The following is a 15,947-nucleotide window of genomic DNA, read 5'->3' on the forward strand; positions in this document are numbered from 1 at the left end:
TCTAGGAAGGCACCACCCCGTGCCCCTCAGGACGTTCGGCAGAGCGCCGCGGTTCGCATGAACCTTTCCCGCACTTTTGCACTTGGATCACGTTCGGGTGAAACGCCGTAACGCATTGGGGCGATAGGGGGCACGAATGGATGAAATCGGCCCTGTGGTCGATGCATGAATGGGGGCGTCCATGGCGAAGACGCTGCGCGGTGTCACGTTGTTCTCCGTCCTGGCGGCGGTCGCGGCCACGCTGACCGTGCTTCCCGCCACCCCCGCCGCGGCGGCCACCCTGCCGAGGGACTTCGTGCTCCGCGACATCGCCACCGGCCTCGCCGGCATCTCCGCGGGCGGTCTCGGCGACGGGCTCACCGACTTCGCCTACCTGCCGGACGAGAGCATCATGGCGGTGGGCAAGTACGGCAAGGTCATGCACGTGCCCCGCTCGGGCGCCCCGCACCAGATCGCGATGATCCCGACCAACGGCACCGGCGACCTCGGCCTCGCGGGCTTCGCCATCGCACCCGACTACGCGACGAGCAGGACCGTCTACACGGCACGCGCCGTGCACAAGACCGGCCCGGGCACCGGCGCGAACGGTGTGCTGCGGGTCAGCCGGTGGACCGTCACCACCGACCAGGCGGGCACACCGACCGGGCTGACCGGCGAGCAGATAGTCGTCGAGACGTTCGCGGACGCCACGATCCACGGCATCTCCGGCCTCGTCGCGGCGTCCGACGGCACCCTGTGGGTGACCATCGGCGACAGCGCCAAGATCGGTTCGCCGCTGGGCCTGCGCTCGCAGAACCTCGACGGCCTGCACGGCAAGGTGCTCCATGTCCACCCGGACGGCACCGGCGTGCCGTCCAACCCGTACTACAACCCGGCCGATCCCGGCAGCGTCCGCAGCCAGATCTACGCGAGCGGGTTCCGCAGCCCGTTCCGGCTCTCCCTCGACCCGGTCTCCGGTCAGCCGGTGGTCGGCGACGTCGGCAACGGCACGTACGAGGAGATCAACTTCATCAAGTCCGGCAACAACTACGGCTGGCCGTGCTGGGAGGGCGGGGTCAAGACCGGGTTGAACTCGGCCCCGGAGTGCGCGGGCGTCACCACGGCGATGCCCATGCACGCCTACCGGCACAGCACGTCGCCGTACGGCATCAACGCGAGCGTCACCGGCGGCGTCGTCTACACGGGACAGTCCTATCCGGAGCAGTACCGGGGCGCCTACTTCTTCGGCGACTACTCCGACCGCCTGCTGTGGTCCCTGAAGTTCGACGAGAAGGGCGTGGTGACGAGGGCGGCCGAGGCGGGCGGTCTCGGCGTCGAGATCGGCGCGCCGGTCAAGTTCGCCACCGTGCCCACCGGCGGCGACATCGTCTACGCCGACATCCACTCCGGGAAGCTGCGCAGGCTCGTGTACTCGCCGGGCAACGTGGCGCCGGCACCCGAGATCACCGCGACGGTCGACGCGGCCACCCGCACGGTCGCCTTCGACGCGAGCAGGTCGACCGACCCCAACGGCGACCCGCTCACCTACACGTGGGCCTTCGGCGACGGGGGGACCGGCACGGGCGAACGCGTCAGCCACACCTACGCGGCGGGGGAGAGCTTCGAGGTCACGCTGACCGCGAGCGACGGCACCGCGACCGGTGCCACGACCAGGACCGTGTACCCGGGCAACCACCCGCCGACGCTCACCGTGCAGGCGCCGGACCCGTCGCGGACCTTCGCCGTCGGCGACCTCGTCCAGGCGCAGGGCACGGCGACGGACCCCGAGGACGGGGCGCTGACCGTGGTGTGGGCGATCCAGATCGTGCACTGCTCCTCACCCGCCGAGTGCCACCAGCACCCGGGCGCCCGCCAGGAAGGGCCGAACTTCGGCATGGAGTTCGAGGGGCATCCCGGTGACAGCAGGCTCGAGGTCACCGCCGTCGCCACCGACTCGAAGGGCGCGGCGACCGAGCGGACGTTCGTCGTGCACCCGAAGCAACGGCGCGTGACGCTGCGCAGCACCGCGGCCGCCGACTTCACCATCAACGAGGAGCACACCAGTTCCGGGCTGTTCACCGTCGGCACCCCGCTGACGATCGTCGCACCCGAACTCGCGCAGGACGGCTTCTCGACGTTCAGCCAGTGGGCGGAAGGCCGGACAGAGCGGGTGCGCGAGGTGACGTTGCCCGACGCGGACCAGGTGTACGAGGTCATCTACTTCTCGCCGATCGACCGCCGGTACAACACCGACGCGGCGATCAGGACGATCCTCGGCACCCCCACCGGGCCGGAGCAGGGGGACGCGAACGTGCGCTGGCGGACCTACACCAGGGGCCGCATGTACTGGTCGCCGTCGACCGGCGCGCACGCCGTGAACGGCGCGATCCTGTCCAAGTTCCTCTCCGTCGGCGGGCACCTGGTGCTGGGACTGCCGACCACCGACGAGACCGCGGGCAGGGACGGCGGGCGGTACAACCTGTTCAGCGGGAACCGGGGCGTCTACTGGCACCCGAACACGGGCGCGCACTTCGTCGTCGGCGCGATCCACACGCGGTACCGGGCGCTCGGCGCGGAGGCGTACCTCGGCTACCCGACCACCGACGAGGGCGACACCGCGAGCAGGACCGGCCGCTACAACCACTTCCAGCGCGGCACGATCCTGTGGTCGTCCGCCACGGGCGCGTTCGCCGTGAAGGGCGCGATCCGGGCCAGGTACGCCGCACTGGGCTACGAGCGGTCCTACCTCGGCTACCCGAGGTCGAACGAGTACTCCGTGACCGGCGGACGTCGCAACGACTTCCAGCACGGCTACATCTTCTGGAACCGCACCACCGGCCAGGTAACCGACCGCCGGTACTGACCATCGAAGGGGTAATTCGTTGGGGCGTAAGAGAAACACAGTACTGATCGGGGTGGCGGCAGTCATCCTGCTCGGCTCGCAGGGCACCGCTTCGGCCGAGCCCGCCGCACCCGTGGAACACGCACCGGTCGCGGCGAGCACGGACGGCATGACCCCCATGACGATCGCCGACGCTCGGAAGAGCTTCCGGCAGGAGGCCGCCACGACGGCCGCGCCGCGGGCGAGGACCGCCTCCGTCGCACCGACAGCGGTCGGTTCCGGCGGTTCGGCGTTCACGTCGATGACGCCGACCCGGGTGCTGGACACCCGCAACGGCACTGGAGTCCCGGCGGGTGCGGTGCCAGGCGGCGGGGTCATCACGGTCGACCTGTCTTCGCGGGTGCCCGCGAACGCGACCGCCGTCGTGCTGAACGTGACCGGTGTGCAGCCGACACTGTCCACTGTGATCACCGTGTGGCCGTCCGGGGAGACGCGGCCGACCACGTCGACGCTCAACCTGCGCGCCAAGGAGATCCGCGCCAACGCGGCCACGGTCGCGCTCGGCCCGGACCGGAAGATCCAGCTGCGCAACAACTCCGGCAGCGTCCACCTCGTGGCCGACCTCGCCGGGTACTACGCGCCAGCGACCGGTTCGCGGTTCACCTCGATGGCGCCGACCCGCGTGCTCGACACCCGCGTGTCGGGCGGGGCAATCGGTCCAGGGCAGACGCGGACCATCAACCTGTCCACGCGGGTGCCCGCGACGGCGACGGCCGTCACGTTCAACCTCACCGGTGCGAGCGCGACGCTGAGCACCTTCGTCACGGCGTACCCGGCGGGACAGTCGCGGCCGCTCGCGTCGAGCCTGAACCTGGTGCCGGGGCAGATCACCCCGAACCTGGTGACGGTCGCGCTGGGCACCAACCGCAGCGTCACGCTGCACAACAACTCCGGCAACACGCACCTGGTGGCCGACCTCGCCGGCTACTACGCCACGGACCGGGGCAACCCCTTCTACCAGATGTCCCCGTTCCGGGTGTACGACACGAGGTACGGCGAGCCCCTGTACCAGGGCGAAACCGCCATCTTCGAGTTCACGACCGAGGTGCCGCCGTCGGCGACGTCGCTCGTGTTCAACCTGACCGGCACCGCCCCGTCCGCCTCGACGTTCGTCACGGCGTACCCGGGTGGTGGCAGCAGGCCCAACGCGTCGAACATCAACCTCGCCAAGGGACAGACCGCGGCCAACATGGCGGTGGTGGCGTTCGGCCCCGGCCGTGAGATCTGGATGTACAACAACACCGGTGTCGTCGACGTGATCGTCGACGTGGCGGGCTACTTCGCGCCGCCACCCGCCGCGTGCACGACCGACTGCGTCCACTCGTGGGGCAACAACTCCGACGCCCAGCTGGGTGTCGGCACGACCGGCGGCTACTCCGGCGAGCCCGGCAGGGTCGACGGCAACAGCGGGTTCACCGCCGTCAGCGGTGGGATCTACAACGGCTACGGTCTGCGCGGCGACGGGACCGTGTGGTCGTGGGGCTCGAACAGCCTGCAGCAGCTCGGCAACGGCACCCAGTGGGGCCTGTCGAGCGTGCCCGTGCGGGTCGGGTCGCTGACGAACATCCGCCAGATCTCGGCGGGCGGGTACAGCACCTACGCGGTCGACAACAACAACAAGCTGTGGGCGTGGGGCTACAACGGCAACGGCGAGCTCGGCGACGGCACCGTGAACCAGCGCAACGCGCCGGTGGCGGTGAACATCCCGAGTGACGTCCAGCAGGTCGCGGCGGGGCACCTCACGGCGTACGCGCTGCGGGCGAACGGCACCGTGTGGGCGTGGGGCGCCAACGGCGGCTCGCTGGGCAACGGCGCGTACGGCACCGGGTGCAACACCATGCCGGTCGGCCCGGGATGTCGTGCGGTGACACCGATCCAGGTGCCCGGCCTGAGCGGTGTCGTCTCGATCGCCACCAGCTACAACGCGGCGTTCGCGGTGAAGTCGGACGGCACGGTGTGGACGTGGGGCTTCAACGCCGAGGGTGAGCTGGGCATCGGCACCGCCGGTGGTCCGGCCTGCTACAACGACCACCTCGCCACGAACTGCATGGAGATGTCGCCGGTCCAGATCCCGGGCCTCACCGGGGTCAGCGAGATCGTGACCGGTGGCACGACGGCGACGTACGCGCTGATGGCCGACGGCACCGTGCAGTCGTGGGGCTTCAACGCCTCGGGTCAGCTCGGCAACGGCACGACCGGTGGCGAGTGCATGGACGCCACGCAGCCCAACTGCGTGCGCACCACGCCGGGGCCGGTCACCGGCCTGACCGACGTGGTCGACGTCGCCGCGGGTGACGCGTTCGCCATGGCACGCCGCTCCGACGGTTCCCTGTGGACCTGGGGCGTGCACGACCGTGGCCAGCTCGGCGGTGCCTGGTCCCCGACCGACGTGCCGACGCAGGTGCCCGGCGTGACCGGAACACAGGCGATCGGCGCGGGCCTGTCGACCGGCTACGCGGTTATCTGACGCGACAACAGCTGAAAGGCGCGCCCGGCGACGGGCGCGCCTTTCCACGTTTCTGGGGTGGTTCAGCAGGCCGTGATGCGGTACAGCCGCGCCCGGAGCCCCTCGTGGTCCACCTCGTCGACGCCCGGGTTGGTGAACAGCGAGTCCAGCCCGTCGAACTGGACGTTCCGGTCGTGCACCTGCCTGCCCTCGAAGTCCAGGACCCAGTACGCGCGCAGGTCGCGGACGATCGAGCACACCTCCGGGTCGTCCTCGACCTCGTCGAGGTTGTCCATCACGTACTTGACGTCCGGCGGGATGGTGCCGCCGACGTGCGGCGTGAGCATCCGCCTGCCGGAGAACGCGTACGCGAGCGCGGTGCCGGTGAACGGGTTGCCGATGATCGACTCGCCGTCCGGGATCGTGTCGTCGAGGCGTTCCATCAGCGCAAGCTCGTCGGTCGCGACCACGATCGAGTCGTCGTGCAGCGAGTACGTCGACTGCCCGCGCGCCACCTCGTAGTTCACCGAGCTGTACTGGCCGGCGACCGCCATCACCGCGGCCACGACGAACGCCACCGCGGCGGCGACGGGATTGGCCGCGGGCGTGCTGCGCACCCGCTCGAACGACGGCTTGCGCGCGGCCAGCCAGTCGACCGCGACGGTGTACAGCCACACGGCGGCGACCGTGGAGACCACCACGGTGATCACCGGCAGCTGCCCGGCGAGCCGGAACGGGTCGTTGTACCAGACCCCGGTGATGAAGTTGCGCAACCTGCCGCCGGGCGCCGCCGCGACGACCACGTACAGCCCGGCGGCGATCACGTACATGCCGAGCAGCCACCAGGTGATCTGCCGCCGCATGACCAGCCCGATCGCGACCAGCGTCAGCAGCAGCACGATCCACGTGGGGCCCTGGAAGGAGAACCCGGCCGCGATCACCTTGCCGATCGCCTGCGGGATGGTCTCGATGGGCGGCCACCAGCCGCCGTTGGCGCTCGGCCGCGCGCGCATCCAGATCACGATGCCGACGGCGACGTAACCCACCATGAGCACGACGCCGGCCCAGTACCGCAGCTCGGCCGCCTTGCCGATGGCCTTGACGCGGCGGCGGTACCGCACGAGCGTCACGACGAGAATGGGGATCGCGAGCAGCAGGAGCACCAGGAGCGTGCTCGGATGGGCGAGCGCGATGCCGGGCACCGCCAGCGCGAGCATCAGCATGGCGAGCCAGCGGGGCGTGCCGCCGCGCACGCCGACGCCGGTGGCCATCGCGACCAGCGCCAGCCCCGCCGGCAGCAGCGCGATGGACATGAAGAACGGGTACAGCACCCCGAAGTCGACCATCAGGTACGGGAACGCGCCGAACACCGACGACAGCGCGCCGGCGAACAGCACCGCCACCGGGCGCATGCCGGTCACGCGCGTGGTGAGGAAGATGGCGCCGATCGGCCAGACCAGCGCGCCGAACACCAGGGTCACCGCGTTCACGGCCTCGGGCAGCGAAGCGCCGGTGAGCTGCGCGACGAGGCTGACCAGGTCGTGCCACGCGGCGGGGTACATGGACGGCCGGGCGCCGTTGCTGTACATCCCGCCGAGCGTGAGGCTCGACGCGGAACCGCTTTCGAGAATGAAGCGGACCGCGTTCAGGTGGAAGATGTTGTCGTAGGTCTGCGAGAAGTTCCCCGGCGCGCCGATCATCTTCGTGAGGCCGCGCGTGATGACCACCGCGGGGATCAGCAGGGCGCCGAGGTGCACCAGCAACTGCCACCGGCTCCGCACCGGCTTGCGCTGGTGGTGCTTGCGGTGCCCGGGAAGGAGCGGACGCAGTAGCAGCCCGACGCCCGCGAGGACGACCGCTGCCACGGCCACGAGCAGTACGTTCCACCGCAGGCCGACCATGTTCGCGAAGACGGCCACGACCGCCACGATGCTGATCGACACCGGCGCGGCGACCCCGACGGCGACGAGCCCGGTGACCCGCCAGCAGCGCGCCACCAGGTAGCCGGGCAGGAAGACGACAGCGGCGGTGACGATCACGGCTGGGGCCAGCTGCCACCAACTCATGTGTGTCTGCTCCTTAGCACGCTCACGGGACCAGGACTCCAGCCCGGAGCCGCGCGCAGATTAGCAATCGTCCTTACCAGCCCGGACGCTCGGTACGAGAAGCCCGGGAACGGTGCGGTACCACCGTCCGGACCGGTACGGCCGGGAATGCGAAAGAAAGAGCACTCGCCATTAGGACAATGGGGTGGGTGCCTGTTCTCACTATCTGGGGCGCCGCGCGTTCTCCGTGATCCAGGCGGCTGCCCGCCGACCGCTGTTCGCCATGGAGGCGTTCTCGTGGACCCACTTCACGAGGCGCTCGCCCTCCGGCCGGTCGCCCTCCAGCATCGCGATCATCTGTTCCGCGACCGACTCCGGCGTGTAGTCGGCGACGAGCCCGAGCCCGTTGTCCCTGATCAGAGTCGCGCTGGCGCCCACACCGGCGAAGATCGACGGTGTGCCGCACGCGGCCGCGGCGTAGAGCTTGGTGGCGATGGCGAAGTCGTAGCCACGGTCGGGCACGATGCTCGCCAGCGCGCCGACCGCGCCGCTGATCCAGCGCCGCACCTCGGCGGGGGGCACCACGCCACCGAACGTCACGGCGTCCGGCGCGAGCTCCGCGGCGAGCTCGCGCAGCATCGGTTCCTCGTTGCCCTGCCCGAAGAACCAGAGCCGTGCCTTCGGGTACTTGTCCAGGACGATGGCCATGGCGCGCACGAAGACACCGGCACCGAGCAGGTCCGACATGGTGCCGGTGTAGACGAAGTACGGGACGTCCGGTGCGGGTGTGTCGTCCGTCGGGTGGAACAGGTCGGTGTCCACGCCGTGGGGCACGACCTCGACGTCGCGGGCACCGAGGTCGCGGGCTCGCCCGGCGACCTGTTCCGACACCGCGACCACGCCGCGTGCGCGCCGCATCGCGAACCGCTCGAAGGCACGCATCACGCCCGCGACGAGTTTCGGGGCCCCGATGGCGACGAGCGCGTCCGACCAGACATCCGCCGCGTAGTAGTACAGCGGCTTGCGCCGCACCAGGCAGACCAGCGCGGCGAGGGCACCCGTGGTCGGCGGCGGCTCGGACACCACCACGTCCGCCGACCGGAACAGCAGCCGGGGCACCATCGGGAAGTCGTAGCTCGCGTACTGGACGTAGCCGCGGACGTTGCCGCCCGCGTCGCGCAGCACGGGCCACCGCACGACCCGGTAGTCCGGGAACTCCTGGGTGCCCGCGTTCGCCGGTGGCTTGGTCGTGAGCACCGTGACCTGGTGGCCCGCCGCGGCCAGGCCGTCGGCCAGGGCCTTGAGCCGGAACGCGGCCGCGGCCACCTCCGGGGCGAACAACCGGGTCACGATGACGACCTTCATGCGAGGACCGCCGCCGAGCTGGTGAGCAGCTGCTCCGCCGTGCGCAGCGTGTTCTGCCCCTCCTGCAGCGTCACGATCTCCATGGCGTGGCCGAGCACCGCGTCGCGGAACTTCTCGTGCTCCACGCGCAGCGGCTCCCGCTTCTGGATCGCGAACCGGGTCACGTCGCCCTCGGACACGCCGCGGAAGTTCGCGACCGAGTCCCACTCGGTGTTGACCACGCCGTTGGCGTAGAAGGTGAGGTCGGCGGTCAGGGTGTCCGCGACGAACGCGCCCTTCTCGCCGGTCACGACGGTGAGCCGCTCCTTCATCGGGGACAGCCAGTTCACCAGGTGGTTGGTGACGGTCCCGTTGGCGAGCCGGCCGGTGGCGGCCACCAGGTCCTCGTGCGGGCGGCCGGACCGCAGCGCGACCTGCGCGGAGACGGTCAGGTATTCCGACTGCGCGAGCCACGCGGTCAGGTCGATGTCGTGGGTCGCGAGGTCCTTGACCACGCCGACGTCCGCGATGCGCGCCGGGAACGGGCCCTGGCGGCGGGTGGCGATCTGGTAGATGTCGCCGAGGTCGCCGTTCGCCATCCTGGTGCGCAGCGACTGCAGTGCCGGGTTGTACCGCTCGATGTGCCCGACCGCGCCGACCACACCACCGTCCGCGAAGGCCTTCACCAGGCGCTCACCGGCCTCCACGCTGTGCGCGATCGGCTTCTCGATCAGCGTGTGCACCCCGGCCTCGGCCAGCGCGAGACCGACTTCCTCGTGCATGCCGGTGGGCACCGCGACCACGGCGGTGTCGATACCGGCCCTGATCAGCTCGTGCACGTCGTGCAGCACGGGCAGGCCGCCCGCCACGCCGTGCGGGTCGCCGGTGGCGTCCGCGACCGCGACCAGTTCCAGCCCGTCGACCTCGCGGACGACACGGGCGTGGTGGCGGCCCATCATGCCGAGGCCGATGAGGCCAACGCGAAGATCGGTCATCTCAGGCACCTGCCTTGGCGAGGGTGTTCACCGCGTGCACGATCCGGTCCCGGTCCTCGTCGTCCAGCGACGGGTGCACCGGCAGCGAGACGACGGTCTTCGCCGCACGCTCGGTGTTCGGCAGCTCCTCGGTGCGCCGGAAGGACTCCAGGCGGTGGTTCGGGATGGGGTAGTAGACGCCGGACCCGATCTGGTGTTCTTCCCTGAGCGCCGCGACGAAGCCGTCGCGGTCGTCGGCCACCGTGATCGTGTACTGGTGGTAGACGTGCACGGCGCCGTCCGCGACGGCGGGCACGCCCACGCCGGACATGTGCGTGTCGAAGTGCCGCGCGTTGGCCTGGCGCTGCTCGGTCCAGCCGCCGACCTTCGTCAGCTGCACACGGCCGATGGCGGCGTGCAGGTTGGTCATGCGGGCGTTGAAGCCGACGATCTCGTTCTCGTACTGCTTGAGCATGCCCTGGTTGCGCAGGAGCCGGAGCGTGCGCTCGCGGTCGGCGTCACCGGTGGAGATCATGCCGCCCTCACCGGACGTCATGTTCTTGGTCGGGTAGAGGCTGAACATCGCGAAGGCGCCGAACGTGCCGACCTTCTTGCCGCCGAGGCTCGCGCCGTGGGCCTGCGCGGCGTCCTCGTAGACGGCGAGGCCGTGCTCGTCGGCGATCGCCTGGAGCGCGGACATGTTCGCGGGGTGGCCGTACAGGTGCACCGGCATGATGCCCTTGGTGCGCTCGGTGACCTTGCTCGCCACACTCGCCGGGTCGAGGCAGTAGTGCTCGAGCTCGATGTCGGCGAACACCGGGGTGGCACCGGTCAGCGCGACCGAGTTGGCGGTGGCCGCGAAGGTGAACGACGGCACGATGACCTCGTCACCGGGTCCGACGCCCGCGGCCACGAGGCCCAGGTGCAGGCCGGCCGTGCCCGAGTTGACCGCGACCACGGGGCGGCCGTCGAGCAGCTCGGCGCCGAACTCCTTCTCGAACTCGGCGACCTCGGCACCCTGTGCCAGCATGCCGGACCGGAGCACAGCGTCGACCGCCGCCCGCTCCTCGTCGCCGATGATCGGCTTGGCGGCCGGAATGAACTCCTTGCTCACGACTCTCCCGTTGTCGGTCCGCGGAACGGTCGAAGCCACTGTATTTGGCGACGGATTCGATCTGTCGCCAGGGGGTTTCCATCTGGTATGTGGAGCCGGCCAGGCCGATAGGGCGGCGGGCCGCCGATCCCGTTAGGCTGCCGAGCCATGTCCGAAGGTACGGGGCGGCCGCGCATCCTGTGTGTCTCGTTCTCCGACATCAACCGCGACGCACGGGTGCTGCGCCAGATCGAGGTCCTCGCCGAGCTGGGCGACGTGACCACCGCCGCCTACGGTGCGAAGCCGCCGGGGGCCGCCGACCACCTCGAGGTGGACGAACGCCTGCCGTCCCTGCCGCAGACGCCCGCTGGGGTGGCGTTGCTCGCACTGCGCCGCTTCGACGACGTCGAGCTGGCCGCGCCCGCGCTGCGTGACCTGATCCGCGTGGTCGGTGACCGGACGTTCGACCTGGTGGTGGCCAACGAGGCGCGCGCCATGGCCGTCTCCCACCACGTCGCGAAGGGTGCGCCCGTGCTCGCGGACATGCACGAGTGGGCGCCGGAAGAGCGTGCGCACGTGCGGGTCTGGCGGCTGCTGGTCAAGCCGTTCATGACGCACCAGTGCGCCAAGTACCTGCCGAAGATGGCCGGTGGTCTCGTGGTGAACGACTCCATCGGCAAGCTCTACCGCGAGCGGTTCGGCGTGGACCTGCGCACGGTCCGCAACACCGGCGCCTACCGCGACAAGCAGCCGACCGAGGTGCTGGACGGGCGCATCCGCCTGGTGCACAGCGGTGGCGCGGTTCCCGGCCGCAACATCGAGACGCTCATCGAGGCCGTCCGCGCGCTGCCGGAGAAGTTCACCCTCGACCTGTACCTGGTGCCGGCCCGCGACGACGGGAAGTACCTCGACACCATCCGCGCGTCGATCGTGGACGAGCCGCGGATCACGCTGCACCCGCCGGTGCGGCCGGACGAGCTGGTGGACACGCTGAACGCGTATGACGTCGGCATCTTCAGCCTGCCGCCGCTCACCCCGAACCACCGGTTCATGCTGCCCAACAAGATCTTCGACTTCGTGCAGGCACGGCTGGCCGTGGTGTTCAGCACGTCGCCGGAGACCGACCGGCTGATCGACGAGCACGAGATGGGCGCCATCGCCCCCGGGTTCGACGCCGCGGCCATGCGCGACACGCTGGCCGGGCTCACCGAGGAGAAGGTCCGCGAGTACAAGCAGAACGCCCACACGGCGGCGAAGGTGCTGAACTCGGCCGAGGACTCCGCGGTGGTCCGCGAGGTCGTCGGCGAGCTGCTGGGGACGCGGTGACCGTGCCCGCGAGAGAACCGGCACAGCCGTCGGTTCTGCACGTCAACGACGCCGCGTTCACCGCGCGGCGCATGATCGGCGAGGCGGTCCGGCGCGGCTACGAGTGGCACTTCATGCCCAAGGCCGCGCCCGCGCAGGAGTGGCGCGGCATCGCGGGCACGGCGCGGCGCGCGGCGATCGGCGGTGTGTGGGTGGCGCGGTTGCGCGTGCGGGCGCTTCGCCACGACGTCGTCCACGTCCACTCCGCGTCCACGCTCGCCCACTCCCGGCTCGGTGCGCCGCGGTACGTACTGCACTGCCATGGCACCGACGTGCGGACCACGCAGTACGACCCCGCACGGCAGGCGGGCATCCGAGGTGGCCTGCGCGACGCCGAGGCCGTGTTCTTCTCCACTCCCGACCTCGCCGAGCACGTGCTGCCGCACCGCGCCGACGCCGTGTACCTGCCGGTACCGATCGACGTGTCCGCGGTCGCGCAGTGGTCGCCGGCCGACGGCCGCCCCCAGGTCGTGTTCGCCTCGCGGTGGACACGGGACAAGGACAGCTCGGATCCGGACGCGAGCCAGGTCGCGGTGGCCAGGGCGGTCGTGGCCGCGGTCGGGGACATCGCCGACGTGGTCGGCCTGGACTGGGGTGACCAGGCCGCCGACGCCGCGGCCGCCGGCGTGCACCTGGTGCCACGCGGTGACCACGCGGCCTACCTGGCGCTGCTGTCCGGCGCGCACGTGGTGATCGGGCAGACGGCCGGGATTCTCGCGGCGAGCGAACTGGAGGCTCTCGCGGCGGGTGCGCCGCTGGTGACGCCCGTCCCGCTGCCGCTCTACGACGACGTCCACCCGCCGGTCTACGGCGGCAGCGTCGCCGAGGCGGCCGACGCGGTGCGCGCGCTGCTGACCGGCGGTGAGAAGCACGACCCGGACGCGGCCCGCGCGTGGGTGCGGGACGTCCACGGTGTCGAGCAGGCCGTCGACACCGTCGCCCGCGTCCACCGCGACGTGGTGGCGGCCCGCCGGTGACCGTGGTCGACGAGAAGCAGGGCCCCCTGCACCGGATGCTGCGCCCGGTCCGCCTGGACCGGCCTGTCAGCACGTCGCTCGCCCGCGGTGGCGTCTACAGCACGGCCGGGCTGATCGCGCAGGGCCTCCTGCGGTTCGCCACATCGCTCCTGGTGGGGCACCTCGCAGGCAAGACCGTTCTCGGTGAGGTCGCGTCCGCGATCGCCATGTCGCTCACGCTCGCGCTCCTCTGGCCGACCACGACCGGCAGCGCGGCCTCGATGTTCCTGGCACGGGCCCGCGGTGCCGACAAGCCGGAGGAACTGCGGTCCACGGCCGCTCACCTGCGGATGCGCACCATGCAGACCGGGCTGCTGCTCGGCGCGGTCGCCATCCCGCTGTGGGTGCTGGTCGACGGCGGCTCGTGGCAGGGCGCGCTCAGCGTGGCCGCCCTGACCATCGCCTACTCCGGCTACAGCTTCACCCGCGGTGTCCAGTTCGGTGCCGGACAGGTGCTCCGGGCGACCATGTGGGACCTCACGAGCGTGGTCCTGGGCCTCGGCTGCCTCGTGATCCTGCTGCTCGCCGGGGTGCGCAGTACCGCGCTGGTGATACCGCTCGTCATCACGTACGGCCTCTACACGCTGGCCGGCTGGCCGTACGGCGCCGGGGGCAGGGCGGGCCGTGCGCGGCGACGCGAGCTGGACGGCTTCGTGGTGCTGGGGGCCATCGGGTCGCTCGCCAGCACCGGGTTCCTGCAGCTGTCGCAGGTGACGGCGAAGCTGGCGGCCGGTGACGCGGAGGCCGGTCAGTACGCGTCGGCCATCGCACTGGCCACCCCGGCCTCGCTGCTGGCGGCGTCGCTGACGCTGGTGCTGTTGCCGTCGCTGTCGGAGGCGTTCGGGCGCGGTGACATGGCGGCCTTCCGTGCGCGGACGAACACGGCCACCCGCGGCCTGGCGGTCACCATGGTCGCGATCTTCTGCTCGATCATGGTGTGCAGCAGGCTGATCGTCAGCGTCGTGTGGGGCTCGGAGTTCGCGGGCGCGCAGAAGCTGCTGCCTGTGCTCGTGATGGCCGTGCTCGCCACGAACCTGTGCGTGGCGTCGGTGAACGCGCTGAACACCCGGTCGCGGCGGGGCATGCTGATCAACACGGCGTCGAGCCTCGTCGGCATGACCGTCGGCGTGGTCGTGTGGCTGGTCCTCGCGCCCCGCCTCGGTACGTACGGCGTGGCGATCGGCTACCTGTGCGGCACGGTGACCATCGCGGCGGTGCCCATCACGTGGGTGTGGCGCAAGGACGGCCACCGGTGGAGCCTCGTGTTCGTCAAGGTGGCGCTGGGTGTGGCCGTCGCGACCGGGATGGTCGTCGCCCAGCACGTTGCCGGGCTGCCGCTCTACCTCGACCCCGTGTTCGCGCTCGGCTTCCTCGCGATCTGGTGGCTCCTCAACCGGGCCGACGTCGCCAGGCTGCCGATCCCGGGCCTGCGCCGCTGACAACGAAAAAGGCCCGCCGAGCGGCGGGCCTTTCCGGTTCGTGAGCGTCAGAGGTCCTTCTTCTTGTAGAGGAAGAACGACGACTGCAGGTTCACGTCCGACGGCGGGTCGACACGGCGGTCGAGCACCCATTCAGGACGGTTCTCCTCGACCCACTTGGTGAAGTCGCGGTGCCGCTCGTGGGAGACCTGCTCGTCGTCCACCGTGGCGTTGCTGCAGATGATCACGTAGCGCTCGGCGCTCTCGAAGACCCGCGTCATGTAGTTCTCGAAGAGGGCGTCCTCCACCAGGTGGAAGATGACCTCCATCGACAGCGCGAGGTCGCCGCGCAGCCAGCCGGCCGGGTCGGCCAGCGCCGACGGGTCGTAGGCGATGAAGCTCTTCGTCGGGTCGTCGCGGAAGCGCTCCATGCACAGGCGCACCGCGGTGGCCGACGGGTCGAGACCCAGGTAGCGGGGGTACTTGGCGAGCCCCAGCTGGTTGCCGTCGCCGCAGCCGAGGTCGACGACCGAGGTCACGCCCAACTCGGCGACCCAGTCGTTGACGATCTCCGCCTTCCACTCGGCCTCGCGCCCGTAGGAACCGGCACCGGAGGTACCGCCCTTGGCGTAGCGGTCCTCCCAGTACGTGGTGGTCCCCTTGAAGGTGCGTTTGCGCACCTGGAGCACCAGCGGGTTCTTGCTCAACGTGCTCAGAACGGAACGAAGGCTGCTCACGACGGGGAACCCTAGTGCAGACGCCAGAAGATCATCCCTCGGCGTCGGGCGTCAGCACTCCGTCACGCTCGGTGTACGTGGCGCCGGTCAGCGGGCACACCCAGTGCTCGCCCTCCTGCCGCAGCGGCGCACCGGCCTTGCCGACCCAGCCGATCCGCCGGGCTGGCACCCCGACCACCAGCGCGAACGCGGCCACGTCCTTCGTCACGACGGCACCGGCCGCCACGGTCGCCCACGCACCGACCGTCACCGGCGCTACGCACACCGCGCGGGCCCCGATGGCGGCGCCCTCCTCGACGGTGACGCCGACCGCGTCCCAGTCAGACGCGCTCTTGAGGCTGCCGTCCGGGTTGACCGCACGCGGGTAGGTGTCGTTGGTGAACACCACGGCCGGGCCGACGAACACACCGTCCGCCAGCCGCGCGGGCTCGTACACCTGCGCGAAGTTCTGGATCTTGCAGTTGTCGCCCATCCGCACGCCGGTGCCGATGTAGGCGCCCCTGGCGACGATGCAGTTGGCGCCGAGCGTGGCGTCCTCCCGCACCTGCGCCAGGTGCCAGACCTTCGTGCCCTCGCCGAGCTTCGCGCTGTCCGCGACGTCGGCGCTGTCCGCGACGAACGCCATGGC

11 protein-coding genes are annotated in these 15,947 nt (G+C 70.7%); 5 read left to right on the plus strand and 6 right to left on the minus strand.

Features of this window, described 5'->3' with window-relative positions:
* Nucleotides 1–181: 181 nt before the first annotated feature.
* Nucleotides 182–2,842 carry a PQQ-dependent sugar dehydrogenase gene (locus ACIBVP_RS14570; protein ID WP_396106600.1) on the plus strand — a complete coding sequence of 887 codons (2,661 nt, stop codon included), beginning with the start codon at nucleotides 182–184 and terminating at the stop codon, nucleotides 2,840–2,842.
* A gap of 52 nt (nucleotides 2,843–2,894) precedes the next feature.
* Nucleotides 2,895–5,348, plus strand: a complete 2,454-nt coding sequence (locus ACIBVP_RS14575; RefSeq protein ID WP_396106601.1) for an RCC1-like domain-containing protein — start codon at nucleotides 2,895–2,897, stop codon at nucleotides 5,346–5,348.
* Nucleotides 5,349–5,410: 62 nt separating this feature from the next.
* On the opposite strand, the gene ACIBVP_RS14580 is transcribed toward ACIBVP_RS14575, so the two are convergent.
* The 4 genes from ACIBVP_RS14580 to ACIBVP_RS14595 form a co-directional block, all read right to left on the minus strand.
* Entirely contained in the window at nucleotides 5,411–7,393 is a 1,983-nt protein-coding gene (locus ACIBVP_RS14580; RefSeq protein WP_396106602.1) for a DUF6541 family protein, read from the minus strand.
* A 201-nt stretch (nucleotides 7,394–7,594) separates the two neighbouring features.
* Nucleotides 7,595–8,737 carry a glycosyltransferase family 4 protein gene (locus ACIBVP_RS14585; RefSeq protein WP_396106603.1) on the minus strand — a complete coding sequence of 381 codons (1,143 nt, stop codon included), beginning with the start codon at nucleotides 8,735–8,737 and terminating at the stop codon, nucleotides 7,595–7,597.
* Complete coding sequence (locus ACIBVP_RS14590) at nucleotides 8,734–9,711, minus strand: Gfo/Idh/MocA family protein (protein ID WP_396106604.1); 978 nt, start codon at nucleotides 9,709–9,711, stop codon at nucleotides 8,734–8,736. Before ACIBVP_RS14590 ends, ACIBVP_RS14585 begins: the two co-directional genes overlap by 4 nt.
* 1 nt (nucleotide 9,712) lies before the next feature.
* Nucleotides 9,713–10,804 carry a DegT/DnrJ/EryC1/StrS family aminotransferase gene (locus tag ACIBVP_RS14595; RefSeq protein ID WP_396106605.1) on the minus strand — a complete coding sequence of 364 codons (1,092 nt, stop codon included), beginning with the start codon at nucleotides 10,802–10,804 and terminating at the stop codon, nucleotides 9,713–9,715.
* A gap of 147 nt (nucleotides 10,805–10,951) precedes the next feature.
* On the opposite strand from ACIBVP_RS14595, the gene ACIBVP_RS14600 reads away from it, so the two are divergent.
* From ACIBVP_RS14600 to ACIBVP_RS14610, 3 genes are read left to right on the plus strand one after another with little or no spacing between them, the layout of a single operon-like run.
* Nucleotides 10,952–12,109, plus strand: a complete 1,158-nt coding sequence (locus ACIBVP_RS14600) for a glycosyltransferase (RefSeq protein WP_396106606.1) — start codon at nucleotides 10,952–10,954, stop codon at nucleotides 12,107–12,109.
* 2 nt (nucleotides 12,110–12,111) lie between these two features.
* Complete coding sequence (locus tag ACIBVP_RS14605; protein ID WP_396106607.1) at nucleotides 12,112–13,125, plus strand: hypothetical protein; 1,014 nt, start codon at nucleotides 12,112–12,114, stop codon at nucleotides 13,123–13,125.
* The gene (locus ACIBVP_RS14610; RefSeq protein WP_396106608.1) at nucleotides 13,122–14,603 is read left to right on the plus strand and encodes a lipopolysaccharide biosynthesis protein; all 1,482 of its coding nucleotides are present in this window, start codon (nucleotides 13,122–13,124) and stop codon (nucleotides 14,601–14,603) included. Before ACIBVP_RS14605 ends, ACIBVP_RS14610 begins: the two co-directional genes overlap by 4 nt.
* Nucleotides 14,604–14,650: 47 nt before the next feature.
* On the opposite strand, the gene ACIBVP_RS14615 is transcribed toward ACIBVP_RS14610, so the two are convergent.
* Both ACIBVP_RS14615 and ACIBVP_RS14620 read right to left on the minus strand, forming a co-directional pair.
* Nucleotides 14,651–15,319, minus strand: coding sequence for a class I SAM-dependent methyltransferase (locus ACIBVP_RS14615; protein WP_396106609.1), 669 nt, complete (start codon nucleotides 15,317–15,319; stop codon nucleotides 14,651–14,653).
* Nucleotides 15,320–15,350: 31 nt separating this feature from the next.
* The gene (locus ACIBVP_RS14620) at nucleotides 15,351–15,944 is read right to left on the minus strand and encodes an acyltransferase (RefSeq protein ID WP_396106610.1); all 594 of its coding nucleotides are present in this window, start codon (nucleotides 15,942–15,944) and stop codon (nucleotides 15,351–15,353) included.
* Between the last annotated feature and the right edge of the window lie 3 nt (nucleotides 15,945–15,947).

The organism is Actinophytocola sp. NPDC049390 (assembly GCF_044466355.1).
GTDB lineage: Bacteria > Actinomycetota > Actinomycetes > Mycobacteriales > Pseudonocardiaceae > Actinophytocola.